Below are 18,479 nucleotides of genomic sequence, written 5' to 3' on the forward strand. Positions count from 1 at the left end.
GGCGGGGCGAAGAGACAAGCGGCGCGCTCCCCGTCCCCATCTCTACGGCAGGCTGTACTTCAAGGCGCAAATTGGAGCGCTGCCATTGCGGCATACCCCTTCCCGCCTGCGGGGAGAAGGTCGCGGCAGCGTGATGAGGGGCAAACGCTCCCTCAATCCTCACCGTGATTGGCGATCATCATCGCCTCGAAGGCGAGGCGGTCGACCTTGCGCATGCGCTCCGATTCCGACTTGAGCTGGCCGCAGGCGGCCAGGATGTCGCGGCCGCGCGGGGTGCGGATCGGCGATGCATAGCCGGCCTGGTTGATGAAATCGGCGAAGGCCTCGATCTGCTCCCAGTCCGAGCACTGGTAGTTCGTACCTGGCCAGGGATTGAAGGGAATCAAATTGATCTTCGCCGGAATGCCCTTCAAGAGCTTCACCAGTTCCTTGGCATCTTCCAGGCTGTCGTTGACGTCCTTCAGCATGACATATTCGAAGGTGATGCGGCGCGCATTGGAAAGCCCCGGATAGGCGCGGCAGGCCTCCATCAGCTGCTTCAGCGGATACTTCTTGTTGATCGGCACCAGCATGTCCCGCAATTCGTCATTCACGGCATGCAGCGAGATCGCCAGCATGACGCCGATTTCCTCGCCCGTGCGGTAGATCTCCGGAACGATGCCGGAAGTCGACAATGTGATGCGTCGCTTCGACAGCGACAGCCCGTCGCCGTCCGAGGCGATCAACAGCGCCGTCTTGACGTTCTCGAAATTGTAGAGCGGCTCGCCCATGCCCATCATGACGATGTTGGTGATCTTGCGGCCCTCGGCCGGCACGATCGCGCCCTGCGGCGTGTCGCGCTCCGGAAAGTCGCCGAGCCGGTCGCGGGCGAGCAGAAGCTGCGAGAGGATTTCCTCGGCCGTCAGGTTGCGCACCAGCTTCTGCGTGCCGGTGTGACAGAAGGAACAGGTGAGCGTGCAGCCGACCTGGCTCGAGATGCAGAGCGTGCCGCGGCCTTCCTCGGGAATGTAGACGGTTTCGATCTCCACCGGCCGTCCGGCGCCGCGCGGCGGAAAGCGCAACAGCCATTTGCGGGTGCCGTCGCCCGAAACCTGCTCCTCGACGATTTCCGGCCGGGCCACGGTGAAATGCTCCTTGAGCATTTCACGCATGTCTTTCGAAACGTTCGACATCTGGTCGAAGTCAGAGACGCCGCGCACATAAAGCCAGTGCCAGAGCTGGCTGACGCGCATCCTGACCTGCCGCTCCGGCACGCCTTTCTCGACCAGGAGCTTGGCCATGTCCTCGCGCAGCAGGCCGATCAGCGACGGCTTTTCCGTCTGCGGTTGAAGCCGCATCTGCGGCGCCTTGACGATGTCCGCCCTGTTCAAGATCTCGGTGGCTGCCATGCTCTCGATGTCCTGTCGTACAGCGAAGGGGCGTCCGGAGAACGCTTCCGGATCAGGTCCCAACGGCTCGAATTGAAATCTCCTGCATGTTTCCTTAAATCGCACCCGATTTAAGGATAAAACATGCAGCAATTTAAAGTGCTACAGCGTCCTTTGCGCGTCTGGTAAGACGCGCGGCGCTGTAGTGAGCCTCGGTGCGCGCTCGACGGGGCGCAGGGCTCTGAATTTGCCGGCGCTTTAGCATTCTTTCGGCTGCGAGTCACCATGAGCACTTCACCGGAAAGCAAAAAGGCCGGCGCAGCGGCCGGCCCTTCAGATCGCAAACGGGCTGCCGCCGCTTACTGGCAGGCCTCGATTTGCTTCAAGGCGGCCGAAATGCCGGAGAGCGAATAGGAGTAGGACGTTGCCGTGCCCTTGCGGGACTTGGCATTGACCGACATGTCCTTGCCCGATTTCATGGCGGCGACCAGCGCCGGCTCTTCCGCGGCGTTTTCCACCCAGGCGGAATTGCCCTTGGTGAACATCACGAAGGTGCGCCCGTCGATGACGACGTTGACCTTCGAATTGTCCTGCAGCTGGTAGCCCATCATCGCCTGCGGCTCATAGCTGATGTTCTGCCCCGGGCGCTGCGAGACGAGGAAGAAGATATCGCCGTGGTCGACACCGGCAGGGCTCTTCTCCTTCGGGACCGACAGCACGTAGCAGACCTTGCCGCTGCCGGCCTGGTAGGAATAGGCGCCCCAGGCATTGAACTGCTGGAGTCGCGTCGGCGATTGCGCCAAAGCCACGCCGGCTGCCGCCAGTACGATTGCGATTGCAGTTGCGATCTTTCTTGCAAACATGAGTTCCTGCCGATTTCCTAGCTTGCGGTCGCCCGTACCAGGCTTACACGGGCAACGCATAGTCACGATTTGAATTTATTTTGACTTAATTCAGGTTACCAAACCGTCAACGACCGCCGCATCGTCCTGGCTGCGCCCCGCCGAGGGCAGCCCGTATACGACCTATGGCCATTCCAGGGCGTGCGGTAATCTCGTGTGCGGAACTGCCGGTTAGGTCGAACGTCGGTACTGGAAGGCCGTGGCCGGTGGTCATCCTGTCTCAAATCTCATCGGACGCGCCGTCCTGCTGCTTCTTGCCCACAGCCGTCACGTTTCCGGAATCTATGTCACAAAGAATCGGGCAAGAGTTTGTCTTTGCGGGCGGCAATGCGGCGACGTAGTAGCACTTTGTATTTGCGGCATGTTTTTATGCTTAAAGCGGCTAAGATTTAAAGGAAACATGCGGGTGGCGGCAGCGCTATTCGTCGGGCCGGTCGCCAATCGTCTCGTCGGCCCTGCGATAGTGCCTTTCCTTGATCTGGCCGCTGATCGCCGCAAAGGCGGCTGTCAGCACGGCGACGTCGTCGGAAAAGCCGACGGCGGCGAGCACGTCGGGCACGAAATCGAGCGGCAGGACGAAATAGGCGAGCGCGGCGAGCAATATGCCGCGGGTGCGCGTCGGCGTCTGCGGGTCCACTGCGCAATAATAGGCGGCGACGAGATCGCGGCTGAAGGGGATCTGGCGGACCGCCCGGCGGAAGGTCGGCCAGAACCCGCGGCGCACCTTGCGCTCGCGGCGCTCCTGTTCGGATTCCTCGCCGGGAAGGAGAATCTCACCGATCTTGATATCGTCCATCGCGTCCGTTCCGCTTTGCGCTGCGTCTGATATGGGCATGGCAGGCGCTATTTCAAATGGCGTTATTTCATATGATCCGGCATCCGGCCGGCGGCAGCCCGGTCCATTTTCGCCGCCAGCTTGAAATCGAGTTCGGTTAGCCCACCGACGTCATGCGTCGATAGAGTGATATCCACCTTGTTGTAGACGTTGAACCACTCGGGGTGGTGGTTGAGCTTCTCGGCGGCGAGCGCGCATTGCGTCATGAAGCTGAAGGCTTCGGCAAAATTCCGGAAGCGAAACGCCTTCCAGATGGAGGCGCCGTCCTCGGCGAGAACCCAGCCCTCCATCCTGTGCAGATATTCAGCGATGGCTTCGGCATCGAGCTTTTCGGGTCTCATGCGCTTTTCTCCCTGCCTTTTTCAGTCTAGCCATGACTCGCAGTCTAACCATGACTCGGCGAACGAGCGGTTGGCCCTCCAAATGCCCAATGGATAACATGGAACCGGTCAGAATTCTCTTCGTTTGTCTCGGCAACATTTGCCGATCGCCGCTGGCCGAGGGCGTCATGCGTGAACTTGCGAGCCGCGCGGGCCATGGCGAGGTGGTCTCGGTCGATTCCGCCGGCATCGGGGCATGGCACATCGGCCATCTGCCCGACCGGCGCTCGATCGCCGTCGCTAAGGCCCACGGCATCGACATTACGGATCTGCGCGGCCGCCGGATCGCCGCGGCAGACTTTGCCGCATTCGACTTGATCCTCGGCATGGATAGACGCAACGTCGTCGAGCTGCGCAGGCTCGCCTCGCCGGCAACAGCCCACAAGGTGCATCTGTTCATGAAGTTCGCAACAGGCCGGAACCTTGACGTTCCGGATCCCTATTACGAGACGGCGGATGCGTTCGAGGCGCTTTACCAGACGCTTGAAGCCGGATGCTCCTCGCTGCTCGCCAAGCTCGAACGCCCTTCATGAAGCGGGAAGACCTCTTCCGTCAGATAGGGCCCACCGCCGACCGAGTCGCGCGAGGACAGCAGAACGAAGCGCGGAACGATAAAGGGCGCGGTGATGAAATTGCCGCGCCCTGAAAGATATTCGACAACGTCGTCGACACGTGAGGCGCGTAGTCGCGCCAGCGTCACGTGCGGCGTGAACTTGCGCGGATCCGGCGGCAGGCCGAGGCGCTGGCAGATGCGTTCGATCTCGGCCTGGAGGGCATACATGTCCGGGTTGTTGCTGACGCCGGCCCAGACCGAATGCGGCTTCTTCGAGCCGAAGGCGCCGGTACCCGTCAGTTGCAGCTGGAATTCCGGCCGTTCGATGCGGTCGAGCCCGTCGATGATCTCATTGGCGGTGCGCCAGTCGACGTCGCCGATGAAGCGCAGGGTAATGTGGTAGTTCTCCACATCGATCCATCGAGCTCCGGGAAGACCTCCGCGCAGCAGTGAAAGACTCATTGCTGCATTTCGCGGAATTTCGAGGGCGGTGAATAGTCTCGGCATGGCGAGCTCCCCGAATCTCTTGCAGATGTCTTAGCGAATCACGCATCGACTCTGCGCGCAACCATTATTTGACAAGTCCGGAAGTTAACGTCTGCTTAATTGTGGATGTCCGTCAGTCTCCTTTCTGAAGCGTTTTGACGAATTGCTCGGCTGCCGGAAGGATGCGCTCCACCATCACGGCAATGCCCTGGCTGTTCGGGTGCATGCCGTCTTCGAGTTGCAGTTCCGCTTTGGTTACGACTCCGTCGAGGAAGAAAGGGTAGAAGGCGAGATTCTGTTCCCTCGCAAGGTCGGAATAGATGGAATTGAACCGTGCCGCGTATTCGGCACCCATGTTGGGCGGCGCCATCATGCCTACGAGCAGGACGGCGACCCCGCGCCCCTTGAGCCGCGCGATCATCGCTTCCAGGTTCTTCCGGGTTTCCTCGGGCGGGATGCCACGCAGCGCGTCATTGGCGCCGAGCTCCAGGATCACCCCCTTCGTCCCGTCCGGTACCGACCAGTCAATGCGGGCGAGGCCGCCCGAGGTCGTATCGCCCGAAACGCCGGCATTGGCGATCGCGACATCGATGCCCTTATCCTTGAGTGCCTTTTCGAGCCGGGCGGGAAAGGCATCCTCCGGCGGAAGCTGGTAACCGGCCATCAGGCTGTCGCCGAAGCCGACGAGGCTCATGCTTTCGGCGCGGCTTGGGGTCGATAACGCGATTGTCATTGCGAGGCTGAAGAAAAACAGGAGAAAATCTTTCAATCGCATAAGTTCGTTCCTAAATCGGCACGCAATCTTTTTCGTCATTCGATTATCTTTCATATAGGATCGTTCCGCGTGGCAAAAACCATCATCGAACTGAAAAATGCGGACCTGACCCTTGGAGAGGCGGCGGCCTCGGTGCATGTGCTGAAGGGCGTGAGCCTGACTGTCAATGCCGGCGAATCCGTCGGCATCGTCGGGCCGTCCGGTTCGGGAAAGTCGACCCTGCTGATGGTCATGGCCGGCCTGGAGCGGCTCGACGGCGGCGAGATCGTCATCGACGGCACGGCGCTTCATCACATGAGCGAGGACGAGATCGCAGATTTCCGCGGCCGCAACATCGGCATCGTCTTCCAGTCCTTTCATCTTATCCCCAACATGACCGCGCTCGAAAACGTCGCGGTGCCGCTTGAGCTTGCCAATGTCCGCAACGCCTTCGAGGTCGCGCGCCGGGAGCTCGTCGCCGTCGGGCTCGGCGAACGGCTGACGCATTATCCGGGGCAGCTTTCCGGCGGCGAGCAGCAGCGCGTGGCGATCGCCAGGGCGCTGGCGCCGTCGCCGAAACTCCTGATCGCCGACGAGCCGACCGGCAATCTCGACGCCGAGACGGGCCGGCAGATCGCCGATCTGCTCTTTGCAGAACAGCGCGAGCGCGGCATGACGCTCATTCTCGTCACCCATGATGCCGCGCTTGCCGGGCGCTGCTCCCGGCAGGTGCGGGTCCGCTCGGGCGAGATCGTCTCCGGCGCCGAGACCGCGCCTCTGGCCGAACCGGCTCGCCAGGAAGCCGCATCCGCATGAGCGCGGCCTCAGCCATCCGCCGCCTTCGCCCGTTTCTCGCCCTGCGCCTGGCGCTCCGGGAGATGCGCGGGGGCTTGCGGGGCTTCTATATCTTTCTCGCCTGCATCGCGCTCGGCACGGCGGCGATTGCCGGCATCAACTCGCTGTCGCAGTCGATCAGTGCGACGATCGCTTCGCAAGGGCAGGAAATCCTTGCCGGAGATATTCGCTTCGAGCTCAACAACCGCGTCGCGACGCCTGAAGAGCGCGCCTTCCTAGAAGGCCTCGGCCGTGTTTCGGCGTCGGCGGGGCTGCGCTCCATGGCACGGCTCCCGGACGGATCGAACCAGGCGCTGGTGGAACTGAAGGCCGTCGACGGCGCCTATCCGCTTTACGGCGTTCTTGAGAGCGAGCCGGCAAAGCCGCTCGCCGACCTGTTTGCCAAGCAGGGCGACGTCTACGGCGCCGTCGCCGCGCCGCTGCTCCTCGAGCGGCTCGGCGTCGCCCCGGGCGCCGAGATCCTGCTCGGCAACGCGCGGATCCGTGTCAATGCCACGATCATCCGCGAGCCCGATGCGCTCTCCGACGGTTTCGGCTTCGCGCCGCGGCTGATGGTGTCGGCCGAGGCGCTCGCCGCTTCCGGCCTGGTGCAGACCGGCAGCCTCGTCGAGCACAGCTACAAGATCAGGCTCGCCGAACCGTCACGTGTCGCCTCGATCCGGACAGAAGCGCAGGCCCGCTTTCCCTCGGCCGGCTGGTCGATCCGCACCAGCAGCAATGCCGCCCCGTCGCTCAACGCCAACATCACCCGCTTTTCGCAGTTCCTGACGCTCGTCGGGCTGACGGCGCTGATCGTCGGCGGCGTCGGCGTCGGCAATGCGGTGCGATCCTACCTTGATGGCAAGCGCGGCGTCATCGCCACCTTCAAGTGCCTCGGCGCGCCGGCGTCGCTGGTGGCGACGATCTACCTGGCGCAGATCCTGATGATCGCGTCGATCGGTATCGCCGTCGGCCTCGTCATCGGTGCCTTGATCCCGTTCGTGGCCGCTCAGTTCCTGGCCGATGTGCTGCCGGTTTCGACCGCCTTCGAGCTCTATCCCTCGGCACTCGGCCTCGCAGCGCTCTTCGGCCTCCTGACGGCGCTTGGCTTTGCCGTCCTGCCGCTCGGCCGGGCACGCCGCGTCCCGGCCACCGCGCTTTTTCGCCAGCAGGGGTTCGAGCCGAGCGGCTTTCCGGCCTGGCCCTATCTCGCGGGTGCCCTGATCTGCCTTGCGGCGCTCGCCGGCCTCGCCGTCTGGACGGCCTATGACCGCTACATCTCGCTGATCTTTCTCGGCGCCATCGCCTTTGCCTTCATCGTACTGCGCGCCGTGGCCTTCCTCATCGGTTGGCTGGCGCGGCGCAGCCCGCGCGTCCATTCGCCGGCCCTCCGGCTGGCGATCGGCAATATCCATCGGCCCGGCGCGCTGACCCCGTCGGTGGTCCTGTCGCTCGGGCTCGGCCTCGCGCTTCTGGTCACGCTGGCGCTGATCGACGGTAATCTGCGGCGCGAGCTGACCGGCAGCATGTCGGAGCGCGCCCCCAATTTCTTCTTCGTCGACATACAGGGCCACGAGATCGACGGCTTCCGATCGTTGCTCGGCGAGGCGATGCCGCACGGCAAGATCGTCGAGGTGCCGATGCTGCGCGGCCGCATCGTCGCGCTCAACGGCGAGGACGTGAACAGCCGCACCGTGCCGCCCAGCGGGCAATGGGTCTTGCGCGGCGACCGCGGCATCACCTATGCGAAGAACAAGCCGGAGAATTCGACGCTCACCGCAGGCGCCTGGTGGCCCGCCGATTACAGCGGCGAGCCGCTCGTTTCCTTCTCGGCAGAGGAAGCCGGCGAGCTTGGCCTGAAGCTCGGCGACACGGTCACGGTCAACGTGCTCGGCCGCAACATCACCGCCCGCATCGCCAATTTCCGCAATGTCGAATGGGAATCGCTGTCGATCAACTTCGTCATGGTCTTCTCGCCCAACGCCTTCGTCGGGGCGCCGCATGCCTGGCTGGCGACGATCATCGATCCGGATGCCACGGTGGCTCAGGAGGCGGCGGTGCTGAAATCCGTCACCAATACCTATCCGACAATCACCAGCGTCCGCGTCAAGGACGCGCTCGACATCGTCAACACGCTGCTCGGGCAGCTCGCGACGGCGATCCGCGCCGCCGCCGCCGTGGCGCTGATCGCCTCGGTGCTGGTCCTCGCCGGGGCGCTTGCCGCCGGAAACCGGGCGCGCATCCATGACGCGGTGGTTCTGAAGACCCTCGGCGCCACGCGGGGAACGCTGATCCGCGCCTTCAGCTACGAATATTTCATTCTCGGCCTCGCCACCGCCGTTTTCGCGCTGCTGGCCGGCGGGGTGGCTGCCTGGTTCGTCGTCAGCCGCATCATGACGCTGCCCTCGAGCTTCCTGCCGGACGTCGCCGTCGGCACCATCGCCGTCGCCCTCGTCGTCACCGTCGGCATCGGCCTTGCCGGGACCTGGCGCATCCTCGGGCAGAAGGCCGCTCCGGTGCTACGCGAGCTGTAGCTGCGCGATTAACCGTAAATCACCCTTGTTTGATCGCTCAAACGCCCGGAATCGCGCGAATCCGGAGAGGCTAGGTCTTGTGCAGCGCGGCTTTCACCATCATATTTGTCCCCAGGCATGCTGGAGCCCCGCAGCGGCGCCTGGGCGTTGAAAGTTCAGACACTTGCCGCCCGACACCGTAATTCCAACCGGGGCTTAAAGAGGAAACAATGGCTGATCTGAGAAACTACCAAACCCGAATGTCGCCCGCCGGCGCTCAGGCGGGTGCCGTGATCGATGAAGGCCTTCGCGCATACATGCTGAAGGTCTACAACCTGATGGCCCTGGGGCTGGCGATCACCGGCGTGGCAGCTTACGGGACCTATGCGCTTGCCGTCTCCAATCCGGCATTCGCCCAGCTCATCTACGCCTCGCCGCTGAAGTGGGTCGTGATGCTGGCGCCGCTCGCGCTGGTCTTCTTCATGAGCTTCCGCATCAACTCCATGAGCGTATCCGCCGCCCAGACGACGTTCTGGATCTACGCAGCGCTGATGGGCCTTTCGTTGTCCTCGATCTTCCTGGTCTTCACCGGGCAGAGCATCGTGCAGACGTTCTTCGTGACGGCCGCCTCGTTCGGGGCGCTCTCGCTCTACGGCTACACGACGAAGAAGGATCTGTCGGGCTTCGGCACGTTCCTGATCATGGGCCTCTTCGGCCTGATCATCGCGTCGATCGTCAACATCTTCCTTGCCTCGTCGGCGCTCGGCTTCGCGATTTCGGTGATCGGCGTTCTGGTCTTTGCCGGCCTGACCGCCTACGACACGCAGAAGATCAAGGAAATGTACTACGAGGCCGATGACGTCGCGGTTGCCGGCCGCAAGGCCATCATGGGCGCGCTGACGCTCTACCTCGACTTCATCAACCTGTTCATGTTCCTGCTGCAGTTCCTGGGCAACAAGAACGAGTAGTCGGTATTGAATTGACGAAGAAGGCGGCTCCGGCCGCCTTTTTTGTTGCGCCAAATCTTGATCGATCCGGCCGCTTCATGCGAATGCTGCGGTAATCGTAACGACGACAACTCCCATGACTTTCACGCTTCGCGACGCCGTCGCTGCCGATCTTCCTGCGATCACCGAGATCTACCGCGAATCCGTTCTCAACGGGGTCGCCACCTATGAGGTGGCGCCGCCCTCCGAGGCGGAGATGGCGCTGCGCTTTTCGACGATCACCGGCAACGGCTATCCCTATATCGTCGCAGCGGACGAGCGGGGCGATGTGCTCGGCTACGCCTATGCTTTCGCTTTCCGCACCCGGGCGGCCTATCGTTTCCTGGTGGAGGACTCCATCTATCTGGCGCCGGAATCGCGCGGCCAGGGTATCGGCAGGGCGCTGCTCGAGGAACTCGTCAGGCGTTGCACAAAGCTCGGGTTCCGCCAGATGGTGGCAGTGATCGGCGGCGCCCATCCGTCCTCGATCGCGGTGCATCGCGCGGTCGGCTTCGAGCATCAGGGGCTGATGAAGGCAACCGGCTTCAAGCATGGACGCTGGCTGGATACCGCGATCATGCAGCGGCCGCTCGGCGAGGGAACGGCCACCCTGCCCGCCGAGGGCATATATCCGGATACGCTCTATCGCAGCTGATTTCGGGCGATCTTGCCCCTCACCCTAGCCCTTTCCCCGAAAGCGGGGAGAGGGGACTTGAGCGCGGCATCGCCCTTCTTCCCGCCTGCGGCGCAACCGCGCCGGGCTGAGACGTTGCGGCAAGTCCCTTCTCCCCGCGGGCGGGGAGAAGGTGCCGGCAGGCGGATGAGGGGCAGCCCCCGGCGAAAATTCAAACCTCACGTTTCGACGAGCTTCAGCACCTTGTCGAAAACCTTGAGGACCTGGGTGAGTTCGTGGCCGCGCTTCAAAATCGTGCCGTGGGCGTTGAGCACGCTGTAGGCGCCCTGCTTGGCGGCGAGCTTGGGGTTCTTTTCGATCCGGAAGAGCGGGACTTCACCGGCGCGCTTGAACACCGAGAAAACGGCACGGTCCCTCAGGTGGTCGATCGCGTAGTCGCGCCATTCGCCCTCGCCGACCATGCGGCCATACAGCCTGAGAATCAGGTCCAGCTCACGGCGGTGGAAGGTGACGGGAGGGGGATTTTTGGCTTGCTTGTATTCGTGGAAATCGACGACCACACTCGATGTGGTCTGGCCCTGGTGACGCGCTTCGCCCTCCGGCAAATCCGATTGATCGGTCATCGGCATTTCGGCCTTCTGATGTGACAGGACCATGACAGTGTGCCTGACGAGAGACGAAATGCAAGCCGGAAGCTGTTGGTAAGCCGGGCAATTCTTGCCCTTGCCGCAATTCAGTCAAATCGCCGCCCCAATTCATCGCAAAACTCCCTCCGCTGCCGGACAGAGTCGTTGCCACCGTATGTCCGGACAGGTCGTCATGCTGCGGGAGGGTTTCCGAACGCAGACATGGCCGGTTCGGTCCGGTAACTTCGAACCCTCAGCCCCAGCCCCTCGATGCTGCCGGGCCGAACCACCCCTCTGCTTCAAATTCGGCCGCATCTGCCCCTCATCCGCCTGCCGGCACCTTCTCCCCGCAGGCGGGGCGAAGGGACGATGCCGCACCCGCTCCTGCATGTCTCCTTAAATCGACCGCGATTTAAGGACAAAGACATGCAGCAATTCAAAGTGCTACAGCGACCTTTGCGCGCCTGATACGGCGCGTGGCGCTGTAGGTTCCCCACGAGCGAGTTCTGCAACCCTGCCGCGTCGCTAAAGCTTGCCCTGCGGGCCCGCGAGAAGGGTCGTGGCGCCGATGATAGGGCCTGGCGTTTCCGCATCCTTCATCGACTGCAACAGGATGGCGCAACCGCTGTTGCCGCGCCCCTCGATCAGCACCGAGGCGGGCAGCGTGAACTGGGCGGGTCTGCCGTCCCACATGCCGATGGTCTGGATATCCTTGACCGCATGCCAGTAGGCGATCTCTCTGCCCCTGTTTTCGCCTCTTTCTACTTTGACCTCCCGGGCCCGGTCGAAATAGACGACGACGACATTCGCCTTGCCCTCGCCGGCGCCGACCCTGATGGAGATTTCCTCGCCGCCCATCGAGGCATCGACCGGCACGGCGAGCCCGCCGCCGCTGGCGCTCATCGTCGCCAGACGGGTCTTGATCGCCTGCAGGTCCGAGCCGTTCGTGTGGTCGCGGCCGTTCAGGACCACCTGAGGCGTGTAGACGCCGCTGCGGCCGAGCATCCGGGCATAGGCATATTGCCGATCGGTGTTCTCCTTGGTGGCGAGCGTGTCGGCCCAGCCGAGATAGTTCCAGTAATCGACGTGATAGGCGAGCGCCACGACCTCGCCCTCGTCGATGAGCGTCTTCAATGCGGCGTCGGCCGGCGGACAGGACGAACAGCCTTGGCTGGTAAAGAGCTCGACGACACCCTTGAGCGCCGTGCCATCGTCCGCCGCCGCCGTGCCGCCGATGGCGCCGAGAAGCCCTATCGTCAGGGCCAGTCGGCGGATCATTGGCGTCGAGGCGAAAGTCATGGCTTCACTTGCGTTTTTCGGGCGGGCGTCTTTCAACAGGGGAGTACATTACATACGACGGCCCGGTTTCAACGGAAAGTCACGTTGGAGTGACCTGCCGCCAGGCTGGGGAAAACCGGGCGGCAGCCGTGCCTGGGCCGATTCAGCGGATGGCCGGCAGCAAAAGGCCGGGGCATCGGCTGATGCCCCGGCCAGATCGATGGAAGCGGAATGCGGCGGATAGGCTGATCGCGCTCCGGTCCGCGACCGGCTCAGGCCGCCAGGTCGCGCAGAACCGTCTGCAGGATGCCGCCATTGTTCACGTAGGTGACCTCGTCCAGCGTGTCGATGCGGCAGATGAGCGGCACCTCCTTCACCGAACCGTCGCCATAGCTGATCTTGGCAACGCGCTTCTCGCGCGGCTGGACATTGACGAGGTTGTCGATCGTGACGACCTCGTCGCCCTTCAAGCCCAGCGAATCCCAGGTCGTGCCCTCTTCGAAGACGAAGGGAATGACGCCCATGCCGACGAGGTTGGAGCGATGGATGCGCTCGAAGGACTGGGCGATGACGGCCTTGACGCCGAGCAGGTTGGTGCCCTTGGCAGCCCAGTCGCGCGACGATCCGTTGCCGTATTCGACGCCGGCGAAGATGACCAGCGGAACGCCCTCTTCCTTGTACTTCATGGCCGCGTCGTAGATCGACATCTCCTCCTTGGACGGATAGTGGATTGTGTAGCCACCTTCCTTGCCGTTCGGGCCGAGCATGTGGTTGCGGATGCGGATGTTGGCGAAGGTGCCGCGCATCATCACTTCATGGTTGCCGCGGCGGGTGCCGTACTGGTTGAAGTCGGCAACGGTGACGCCATGGCCGAGCAGGTAGGAGCCAGCCGGCGACGCGGCCTTGATCGAACCGGCCGGAGAAATATGGTCGGTGGTGATCTTGTCGCCGAAGAGGCCGAGGACGCGGGCGCCCTCGATGTCGGAGATCCCGGAGCCCTTCTTGCCCATGCCGACGAAGTAGGGCGGGTTCTGGACATAGGTGGAGGCCTCGTCCCAGGCATAGGTCTGGCCGGCCGGAACCTGGACCGCCTGCCAGTTCTCGTCGCCCTTGAAGACGTCGGCGTACTTGGTCGCATAGAGCTCGCGGGTCACGTACTTGAAGATGAACTCCTGGATCTCCTGCGAGGTCGGCCAGATGTCCTTGAGGTAGACCGGCTTGCCGTCCTTGTCTTCGCCGATCGGATCCTTGGTGAGGTCCTTCTGGACTGAGCCGGCGAGCGCATAGGCGACGACGAGCGGCGGCGAGGCGAGATAGTTCGCCTGGACGTCCGGCGAGATGCGGCCTTCGAAGTTACGGTTGCCGGAGAGCACGCCGGCGACGATCAGGCCCTTGTCATTGATCGTCCTGGAGATCTCCGTCGGCAGCGGTCCGGAATTGCCGATGCAGGTGGTGCAGCCGAAGCCGACGAGGTTGAAGCCGAGCGCGTCGAGGTCCTTCTGCAGACCCGACTTGGCGAGGTATTCGCCGACGACCTGCGATCCCGGCGCCAGCGAGGTCTTGACCCAGGGCTTGGTCTTCAGGCCCTTGGCGACGGCATTGCGGGCGAGCAGGCCGGCGGCGATCAGCACCGACGGGTTCGAGGTGTTGGTGCAGGAGGTGATCGCCGCGATCGCCACATCGCCATGGCCGATGTCGAAGTCGGTGCCTGCGACCGCATAGCGGTTCGCACCCTGGCCGGGCTTCTTGTAGTCGTTCTCAAGCGCTACCGCGAAGCCGGAGGAGATGTTTTCAAGCGCGATGCGGCCCTCGGGGCGCTTCGGGCCGGCCATCGACGGCACGACTTCGCCGAGGTCGAGTTCCAGCGTGTCGGTGAAGACGAGTTCGGAGCCATCGCCGTCGCGCCACATGCCTTGCGCCTTGGAATAGGCTTCGACGAGCGCGATGCGGCTCTCTTCACGGCCCGACATGGTGAGATAGTTGATCGTCTCGGCGTCGATCGGGAAGAAGCCGCAGGTGGCGCCGTATTCGGGGCCCATGTTGCCGATCGTGGCGCGGTCGGCGAGCGTCATGTTGTCGAGGCCGGGGCCGAAGAATTCGACGAATTTCGAGACGACGCCCTTCTTGCGCAGCATCTGGACGACGGTCAGCACCAGGTCGGTTGCCGTCACGCCTTCCTTGAGCTTGCCGGTCAGCTTGAAGCCGACCACTTCCGGCAGCAGCATCGAGACCGGCTGGCCGAGCATGGCGGCTTCCGCTTCGATGCCGCCGACGCCCCAGCCGAGAACGCCGAGACCGTTGATCATCGTGGTGTGGCTGTCGGTGCCGACGCAGGTATCCGGATAGGCCGTGATCTCGCCGTCTTCTTCACGGGTCCAGACCGCCTGGCCGAGATACTCGAGGTTCACCTGGTGACAGATTCCGGTGCCGGGCGGCACGACGCGGAAGTTCTTGAAGGCCTGCTGGCCCCACTTCAGGAAGCGGTAGCGTTCGCCGTTGCGCTGGTATTCGAGCTCGACGTTGCGGGCAAAGGCCTGCGGGGTGCCGAATTCGTCGACGATGACCGAGTGGTCGATGACGAGGTCGACGGGAACGAGCGGGTTGATCTTTTCCGGGTCGCCGCCGAGCGAGACCATGGCGTCGCGCATCGCAGCGAGATCGACGACGGCCGGAACGCCGGTGAAGTCCTGCATCAGCACGCGGGCCGGACGGTAGGCGATCTCGTTTTCCGCAGTGCCCTTGTCGCTGAGCCATGCGGCAACGTTTTCAATGTCCTTCTTGGTGACCGAGCGGCCGTCCTCGTTGCGAAGCAGGTTTTCCAGCAGCACCTTCATCGAATAGGGAAGCCTGGACACACCGGCGAGACCGTTCGCTTCCGCTTTCGGCAGGCTGTAATAGACATAATCCACGCCATCGACCGTGAGCGTGGAGCGACAATTGAAGCTGTCTAGGGACTTGGACACTGGAAACACCCCGTTCCGTCTGATCGCCAAAAACTGACGTACGAACGCCCGAGCGCCTGTGAGGCGCGAAATGGGATGCGGGTGCGGCCATTTCCGCTGTCCGTACGTGGAATGTCATTCCAGGTTCGGCGCTTGGATGAAATTCACGCCGACCGCTGGCGTGTTGGCCGCCTTATAGATAATTTCTGGAAATCGTGCCAGACCAACAAAGGTCCAATCGGAACTTTTTTTGCTCTGCGGAAAAGAGCATTAAGGAAAGCTTGAAATCGATGCGCCTGCTGGTTGAGGGTCTGAGTGCGAGGCGAGGCGAAGACTTGATTTTCAACGATATTTCCTTTTCGCTTGCGGCGGGGGAGGCGCTTGTGGTGACGGGGCCGAACGGCTCGGGAAAGTCGACTTTACTGCGCGTCCTCGCAGGCCTTCTTCAGGCGGAAACCGGGAAGATATCACTCAAGGACGGCCCCCCCGGCTTTGAGCATCCGCACGAGCTCAGCCACTATCTCGGCCATCGCAACGCGATGAAGCGGGAATTGACCGTCGAGGAAAATCTTTCCTTCTGGCGGCGCTTTCTCGGCAATTCGCCGGGAGGCTCCGGTATCGATCTCGCGGCTGCCGCCGAAGCCGTCGGGCTTGCCGGCATCACCCATCTGCCCTTCGGCTATCTTTCCGCCGGGCAACAACGGCGCATGGCCATGGCGAAGCTTCTTGTCGCCTATCGGCCGATCTGGATTCTCGACGAACCCACCGCCGCTCTCGATGCCGGGGCGGACAGGCTCTTTGCCGGCTTGGTGACGAGCCACCTCGAGCGTGGCGGCATCGTCATCGCCGCCACGCACCAGTCGCTGGGGATCGGGCAGTCGAAGACGTTGCAGATGACGGGGTTTTCGCATTGATGTCTCTCTTCTTCCGCGACCTGAAGCTTTCGGTGCGCGCCGGCGGCGGCGCGATGATCGGCGTGCTCTTCTTCATGACGGTGGTCTCGGTAATCCCTTTCGGCGTCGGGCCGGATCTCAATCTGCTCGCACGGATCGGCCCGGCGATCCTCTGGATCGGCGCGCTGCTCGCCTCCCTCCTCGGCCTCGACCGGCTTTTCCAGGCCGAGCGCGAAGACGGCTCGCTCGATCTCATGCTGATGCAGGAGACACCGCTGATCCTCACCGTCTTCGTGAAATGCGCCGCCCATTGGTCCGCCAGCGGCCTGCCGCTGGTCGTCGCGTCGCCCTTTCTCGGCCTGTTCATGAACATGGACGAGCTTGCCATCGGCGCCACCATGTTGACGCTCCTTGCGGGAACGCCGGCGATCACCTTCATCGGGGCGGTCGGCGCGGCCGTCGCCGTCGCCTTGCCGCGCGGCGGGCTGCTCGTCTCGATCCTCGTGCTGCCGCTTGCCATCCCCGTGCTGATCTTCGGGGTCAGCGCGGTCTATGCGGCGGTCGAAGATCCCGCCCCGTTTCTGCCGCCTTTGATGATATTGATGGCGATAACCCTGTTCTTCGCGGTGATCGGACCACTGGCGGCAGCTGCCGCCCTCAGGCATTCGGCCGACTGACGCAATCGTGATTGACCACGGCACAATTCCTTAGATCGATTTCGATCCAGGGATAAAATTGCGGAGCGATTCAAAGTGCTACAGCGACCTTTGCGCGTCTAAAGGACGCGCGGCGCCGTAGGTCAATTGCCGAAGGAGGCCTTCCGCGTTAAAGAGCCGTCATGAGCGAAAACAGCCTGGCCATCCGCAAATTCAGCGATCTCGCCAACCCGACCCGGTTCCTGGCGCTGGCCGATCGCGTCTTGCCGTGGCTTGCCGCTCTCACGGTGCTGTTCTTCGCCGCCGGGCTCTGGCTCTCCTTTACCACCGAGGGCGACTATCAGCAGGGCGAGACGGTGCGCATCATGTATGTGCATGTGCCATCCGCGTGGCTCTCGATGATGTGCTACACGGTGATGGCGATTTCGGCGCTGGGCACGCTGGTCTGGCGCCATCCGCTCGCCGATGTCTCGGCCAAAGCGGCGGCACCCATCGGCGCCTCGTTCACCTTCCTCGCGCTCGTCACCGGCTCGCTCTGGGGCAAGCCGATGTGGGGCACCTGGTGGGTTTGGGATGCGCGGCTGACCTCCGTCTTCGTGCTCTTCCTCATGTATCTCGGGCTGATGGCGCTGAACCGCGCCATGGAGGATCCGGCCCGCTCGGCCCGCGTCTCGGCCGTGCTGGTGCTGGTCGGCTTCGTCAATATCCCGATCATCAAATTCTCGGTCGAATGGTGGAACACGCTGCACCAGCCGGCAAGCGTCATGCGCCTCGGCGGCCCCACCATCGATCCGGAATTCCTGTGGCCGCTGATGATCATGGCGATCGCCTTCACGCTCCTGTTCTTCACGCTGCATATCGCCGCCATGCGGAACGAGATCTGGCGCCGCCGGGTGACGTCGCTTCGGCGCCAGGTGGCCCGCAATGCCGGACGGGAGAGCCTGGCGCCATGATGAGCCATGCAGCCTATGTCTTCGCCAGTTATGCCGTCGCCTTAGCGGTCGTTGCGGGGCTTGTGCTCTGGGTTGTCGGCGACGGCCGCGCCCGCCAGCGTGAATTGAAGGCACTCAATGCCGCCGGCATTCGCCGCCGTTCGGCGGAAGCGCCGATCGGGGAGGGCAAATGACCACCACGCCAGCGCCGCAGCCCGACGAGCGCAGGCCCGGCGCCTTGCGCTATCTGCTCGCGGCCCTGCCGCTCCTGATCTTCGTGGCCCTTGCGCTGATCTTCTGGAGCCAGCTGAACTCCGGCCGGGACATCAGCGAAATCCCCTCGGCGCTGATCGGCACCAGGGCGCCGAAGTTGGACCTGCCGCCGCTCGAAGGCGCCACGACGCCCGCCGGACAGCCGATGCCGGCGCTCACCGACACGGCCGTCAAGGGCAGGCTGACGCTCGTCAACGTCTGGGCCTCCTGGTGCGTGCCCTGCCGGCAGGAACATCCGATCATCCTCGAACTCTCCAAAGACCCGCGCCTCACCGTCGTCGGCATCAACTACAAGGACCGCAACGACAATGCGCTCCGGTTCCTCGGCGAACTCGGCAATCCGTTCTCGGCGATCGGCACCGATCCGCATGGCAAGGCGGCGATCGACTGGGGCGTCTATGGGATTCCTGAATCCTTCCTGGTCGCTGCCGACGGCACGATCCTCTACAAGCGCGCCGGCCCGTTCGATGAGCGGACACTGAACGAGGGGCTGCTGCCGGCGATCGAGAAGGCGTTGGCGGGGTCGTAAAAATACTCCCCCTCATCCGGCCTGCCGGCCACCTTCTCCCCGCAAGCGGGGCGAAGGGGACTCGTGGCACCGCCGAGCCCACCTCTCTCTCTCTCTCTCTCAACTC

General features: G+C 63.3%; 19 protein-coding genes. 10 read left to right on the top strand and 9 right to left on the bottom strand.

Annotation, left to right across the window (positions count from 1 at the left end):
* Positions 1–152 precede the first annotated feature (152 nt).
* From rlmN to AU381_RS14440, 4 genes are all read right to left on the bottom strand, one after another.
* Positions 153–1,337, bottom strand: a complete 1,185-nt coding sequence (gene rlmN / locus AU381_RS14425) for a dual-specificity RNA methyltransferase RlmN (protein ID WP_425288622.1) — start codon at positions 1,335–1,337, stop codon at positions 153–155.
* Between the two features lie 389 nt (positions 1,338–1,726).
* A complete protein-coding gene (locus AU381_RS14430) occupies positions 1,727–2,230 on the bottom strand; it encodes an invasion associated locus B family protein (RefSeq protein WP_064242440.1) in 504 nt (167 codons plus the stop codon).
* 457 nt (positions 2,231–2,687) lie between these two features.
* The gene (locus tag AU381_RS14435) at positions 2,688–3,065 is read right to left on the bottom strand and encodes a YkvA family protein (RefSeq protein WP_064242441.1); all 378 of its coding nucleotides are present in this window, start codon (positions 3,063–3,065) and stop codon (positions 2,688–2,690) included.
* Positions 3,066–3,127: 62 nt separating this feature from the next.
* Positions 3,128–3,445, bottom strand: coding sequence for a 4a-hydroxytetrahydrobiopterin dehydratase (locus AU381_RS14440; protein ID WP_064242442.1), 318 nt, complete (start codon positions 3,443–3,445; stop codon positions 3,128–3,130).
* A gap of 98 nt (positions 3,446–3,543) precedes the next feature.
* Here AU381_RS14440 and AU381_RS14445 point away from each other — a divergent pair, with 98 nt between their 5' ends.
* On the top strand, positions 3,544–4,017 hold the full coding sequence (locus AU381_RS14445; protein WP_064242443.1) for a low molecular weight protein-tyrosine-phosphatase: 474 nt from the start codon (positions 3,544–3,546) through the stop codon (positions 4,015–4,017).
* Here AU381_RS14445 and thpR read toward each other — a convergent pair.
* Both thpR and AU381_RS14455 read right to left on the bottom strand, forming a co-directional pair.
* Positions 3,957–4,544 (bottom strand): RNA 2',3'-cyclic phosphodiesterase, encoded by a 588-nt coding sequence (thpR, locus tag AU381_RS14450; RefSeq protein ID WP_064242444.1) that lies wholly within the window; start codon positions 4,542–4,544, stop codon positions 3,957–3,959. The genes AU381_RS14445 and thpR overlap by 61 nt on opposite strands.
* 112 nt (positions 4,545–4,656) lie before the next feature.
* A complete protein-coding gene (locus tag AU381_RS14455; protein WP_064242445.1) occupies positions 4,657–5,298 on the bottom strand; it encodes an arylesterase in 642 nt (213 codons plus the stop codon).
* Between the two features lie 69 nt (positions 5,299–5,367).
* Between AU381_RS14455 and AU381_RS14460 the strand changes: the two genes are divergently transcribed.
* The 4 genes from AU381_RS14460 to AU381_RS14475 all read left to right on the top strand — a co-directional run bounded on the left by AU381_RS14460 (position 5,368) and on the right by AU381_RS14475 (position 10,265).
* A complete protein-coding gene (locus AU381_RS14460) occupies positions 5,368–6,093 on the top strand; it encodes an ABC transporter ATP-binding protein (protein ID WP_064242446.1) in 726 nt (241 codons plus the stop codon).
* Positions 6,090–8,645, top strand: coding sequence for an ABC transporter permease (locus AU381_RS14465; RefSeq protein ID WP_064242447.1), 2,556 nt, complete (start codon positions 6,090–6,092; stop codon positions 8,643–8,645). The genes AU381_RS14460 and AU381_RS14465 overlap by 4 nt, the downstream gene beginning before the upstream one ends.
* Positions 8,646–8,854: 209 nt before the next feature.
* Complete coding sequence (locus AU381_RS14470) at positions 8,855–9,592, top strand: Bax inhibitor-1/YccA family protein (protein WP_064242448.1); 738 nt, start codon at positions 8,855–8,857, stop codon at positions 9,590–9,592.
* Between the two features lie 115 nt (positions 9,593–9,707).
* On the top strand, positions 9,708–10,265 hold the full coding sequence (locus tag AU381_RS14475; RefSeq protein WP_064242449.1) for a GNAT family N-acetyltransferase: 558 nt from the start codon (positions 9,708–9,710) through the stop codon (positions 10,263–10,265).
* Between the two features lie 197 nt (positions 10,266–10,462).
* On the opposite strand, the gene AU381_RS14480 is transcribed toward AU381_RS14475, so the two are convergent.
* The 3 genes from AU381_RS14480 to acnA form a co-directional block, all read right to left on the bottom strand.
* Positions 10,463–10,873, bottom strand: coding sequence for a DUF2794 domain-containing protein (locus AU381_RS14480; protein WP_082910044.1), 411 nt, complete (start codon positions 10,871–10,873; stop codon positions 10,463–10,465).
* A 522-nt stretch (positions 10,874–11,395) separates the two neighbouring features.
* Positions 11,396–12,169, bottom strand: coding sequence for a DUF1223 domain-containing protein (locus tag AU381_RS14485; protein WP_082910004.1), 774 nt, complete (start codon positions 12,167–12,169; stop codon positions 11,396–11,398).
* 251 nt (positions 12,170–12,420) lie between these two features.
* Positions 12,421–15,111 (bottom strand): aconitate hydratase AcnA, encoded by a 2,691-nt coding sequence (acnA, locus tag AU381_RS14490; RefSeq protein ID WP_064242450.1) that lies wholly within the window; start codon positions 15,109–15,111, stop codon positions 12,421–12,423.
* A gap of 269 nt (positions 15,112–15,380) precedes the next feature.
* Between acnA and ccmA the strand changes: the two genes are divergently transcribed.
* The 5 genes from ccmA to AU381_RS14515 all read left to right on the top strand — a co-directional run bounded on the left by ccmA (position 15,381) and on the right by AU381_RS14515 (position 18,373).
* On the top strand, positions 15,381–16,004 hold the full coding sequence (gene ccmA, locus AU381_RS14495; protein WP_064242451.1) for a heme ABC exporter ATP-binding protein CcmA: 624 nt from the start codon (positions 15,381–15,383) through the stop codon (positions 16,002–16,004).
* Positions 16,001–16,660 (top strand): heme exporter protein CcmB, encoded by a 660-nt coding sequence (ccmB, locus tag AU381_RS14500; RefSeq protein WP_064242452.1) that lies wholly within the window; start codon positions 16,001–16,003, stop codon positions 16,658–16,660. Before ccmA ends, ccmB begins: the two co-directional genes overlap by 4 nt.
* Positions 16,661–16,821: 161 nt before the next feature.
* Entirely contained in the window at positions 16,822–17,592 is a 771-nt protein-coding gene (locus AU381_RS14505) for a heme ABC transporter permease (RefSeq protein WP_064242453.1), read from the top strand.
* Positions 17,589–17,765 carry a heme exporter protein CcmD gene (gene ccmD / locus AU381_RS14510; protein ID WP_082910006.1) on the top strand — a complete coding sequence of 59 codons (177 nt, stop codon included), beginning with the start codon at positions 17,589–17,591 and terminating at the stop codon, positions 17,763–17,765. The genes AU381_RS14505 and ccmD overlap by 4 nt, the downstream gene beginning before the upstream one ends.
* Positions 17,762–18,373 carry a DsbE family thiol:disulfide interchange protein gene (locus tag AU381_RS14515; RefSeq protein ID WP_064242454.1) on the top strand — a complete coding sequence of 204 codons (612 nt, stop codon included), beginning with the start codon at positions 17,762–17,764 and terminating at the stop codon, positions 18,371–18,373. Before ccmD ends, AU381_RS14515 begins: the two co-directional genes overlap by 4 nt.
* Positions 18,374–18,479 lie beyond the last annotated feature (106 nt).

The organism is Sinorhizobium glycinis (assembly GCF_001651865.1).
GTDB lineage: Bacteria > Pseudomonadota > Alphaproteobacteria > Rhizobiales > Rhizobiaceae > Sinorhizobium > Sinorhizobium glycinis.

Coding starts and splice junctions, on each gene's coding strand:
- rlmN (WP_425288622.1), bottom strand. CDS start 1,337: ATGCGGCTTCAACCGCAGACGGAAAAGCCGTCGCTGATCGGCCTGCTG.
- AU381_RS14430 (WP_064242440.1), bottom strand. CDS start 2,230: ATGTTTGCAAGAAAGATCGCAACTGCAATCGCAATCGTACTGGCGGCA.
- AU381_RS14435 (WP_064242441.1), bottom strand. CDS start 3,065: ATGGACGATATCAAGATCGGTGAGATTCTCCTTCCCGGCGAGGAATCC.
- AU381_RS14440 (WP_064242442.1), bottom strand. CDS start 3,445: ATGAGACCCGAAAAGCTCGATGCCGAAGCCATCGCTGAATATCTGCAC.
- AU381_RS14445 (WP_064242443.1), top strand. CDS start 3,544: ATGGAACCGGTCAGAATTCTCTTCGTTTGTCTCGGCAACATTTGCCGA.
- thpR (WP_064242444.1), bottom strand. CDS start 4,544: ATGCCGAGACTATTCACCGCCCTCGAAATTCCGCGAAATGCAGCAATG.
- AU381_RS14455 (WP_064242445.1), bottom strand. CDS start 5,298: ATGCGATTGAAAGATTTTCTCCTGTTTTTCTTCAGCCTCGCAATGACA.
- AU381_RS14465 (WP_064242447.1), top strand. CDS start 6,090: ATGAGCGCGGCCTCAGCCATCCGCCGCCTTCGCCCGTTTCTCGCCCTG.
- AU381_RS14470 (WP_064242448.1), top strand. CDS start 8,855: ATGGCTGATCTGAGAAACTACCAAACCCGAATGTCGCCCGCCGGCGCT.
- AU381_RS14475 (WP_064242449.1), top strand. CDS start 9,708: ATGACTTTCACGCTTCGCGACGCCGTCGCTGCCGATCTTCCTGCGATC.
- AU381_RS14480 (WP_082910044.1), bottom strand. CDS start 10,873: ATGCCGATGACCGATCAATCGGATTTGCCGGAGGGCGAAGCGCGTCAC.
- AU381_RS14485 (WP_082910004.1), bottom strand. CDS start 12,169: ATGACTTTCGCCTCGACGCCAATGATCCGCCGACTGGCCCTGACGATA.
- ccmA (WP_064242451.1), top strand. CDS start 15,381: ATGCGCCTGCTGGTTGAGGGTCTGAGTGCGAGGCGAGGCGAAGACTTG.
- AU381_RS14505 (WP_064242453.1), top strand. CDS start 16,822: ATGAGCGAAAACAGCCTGGCCATCCGCAAATTCAGCGATCTCGCCAAC.
- ccmD (WP_082910006.1), top strand. CDS start 17,589: ATGATGAGCCATGCAGCCTATGTCTTCGCCAGTTATGCCGTCGCCTTA.
- AU381_RS14515 (WP_064242454.1), top strand. CDS start 17,762: ATGACCACCACGCCAGCGCCGCAGCCCGACGAGCGCAGGCCCGGCGCC.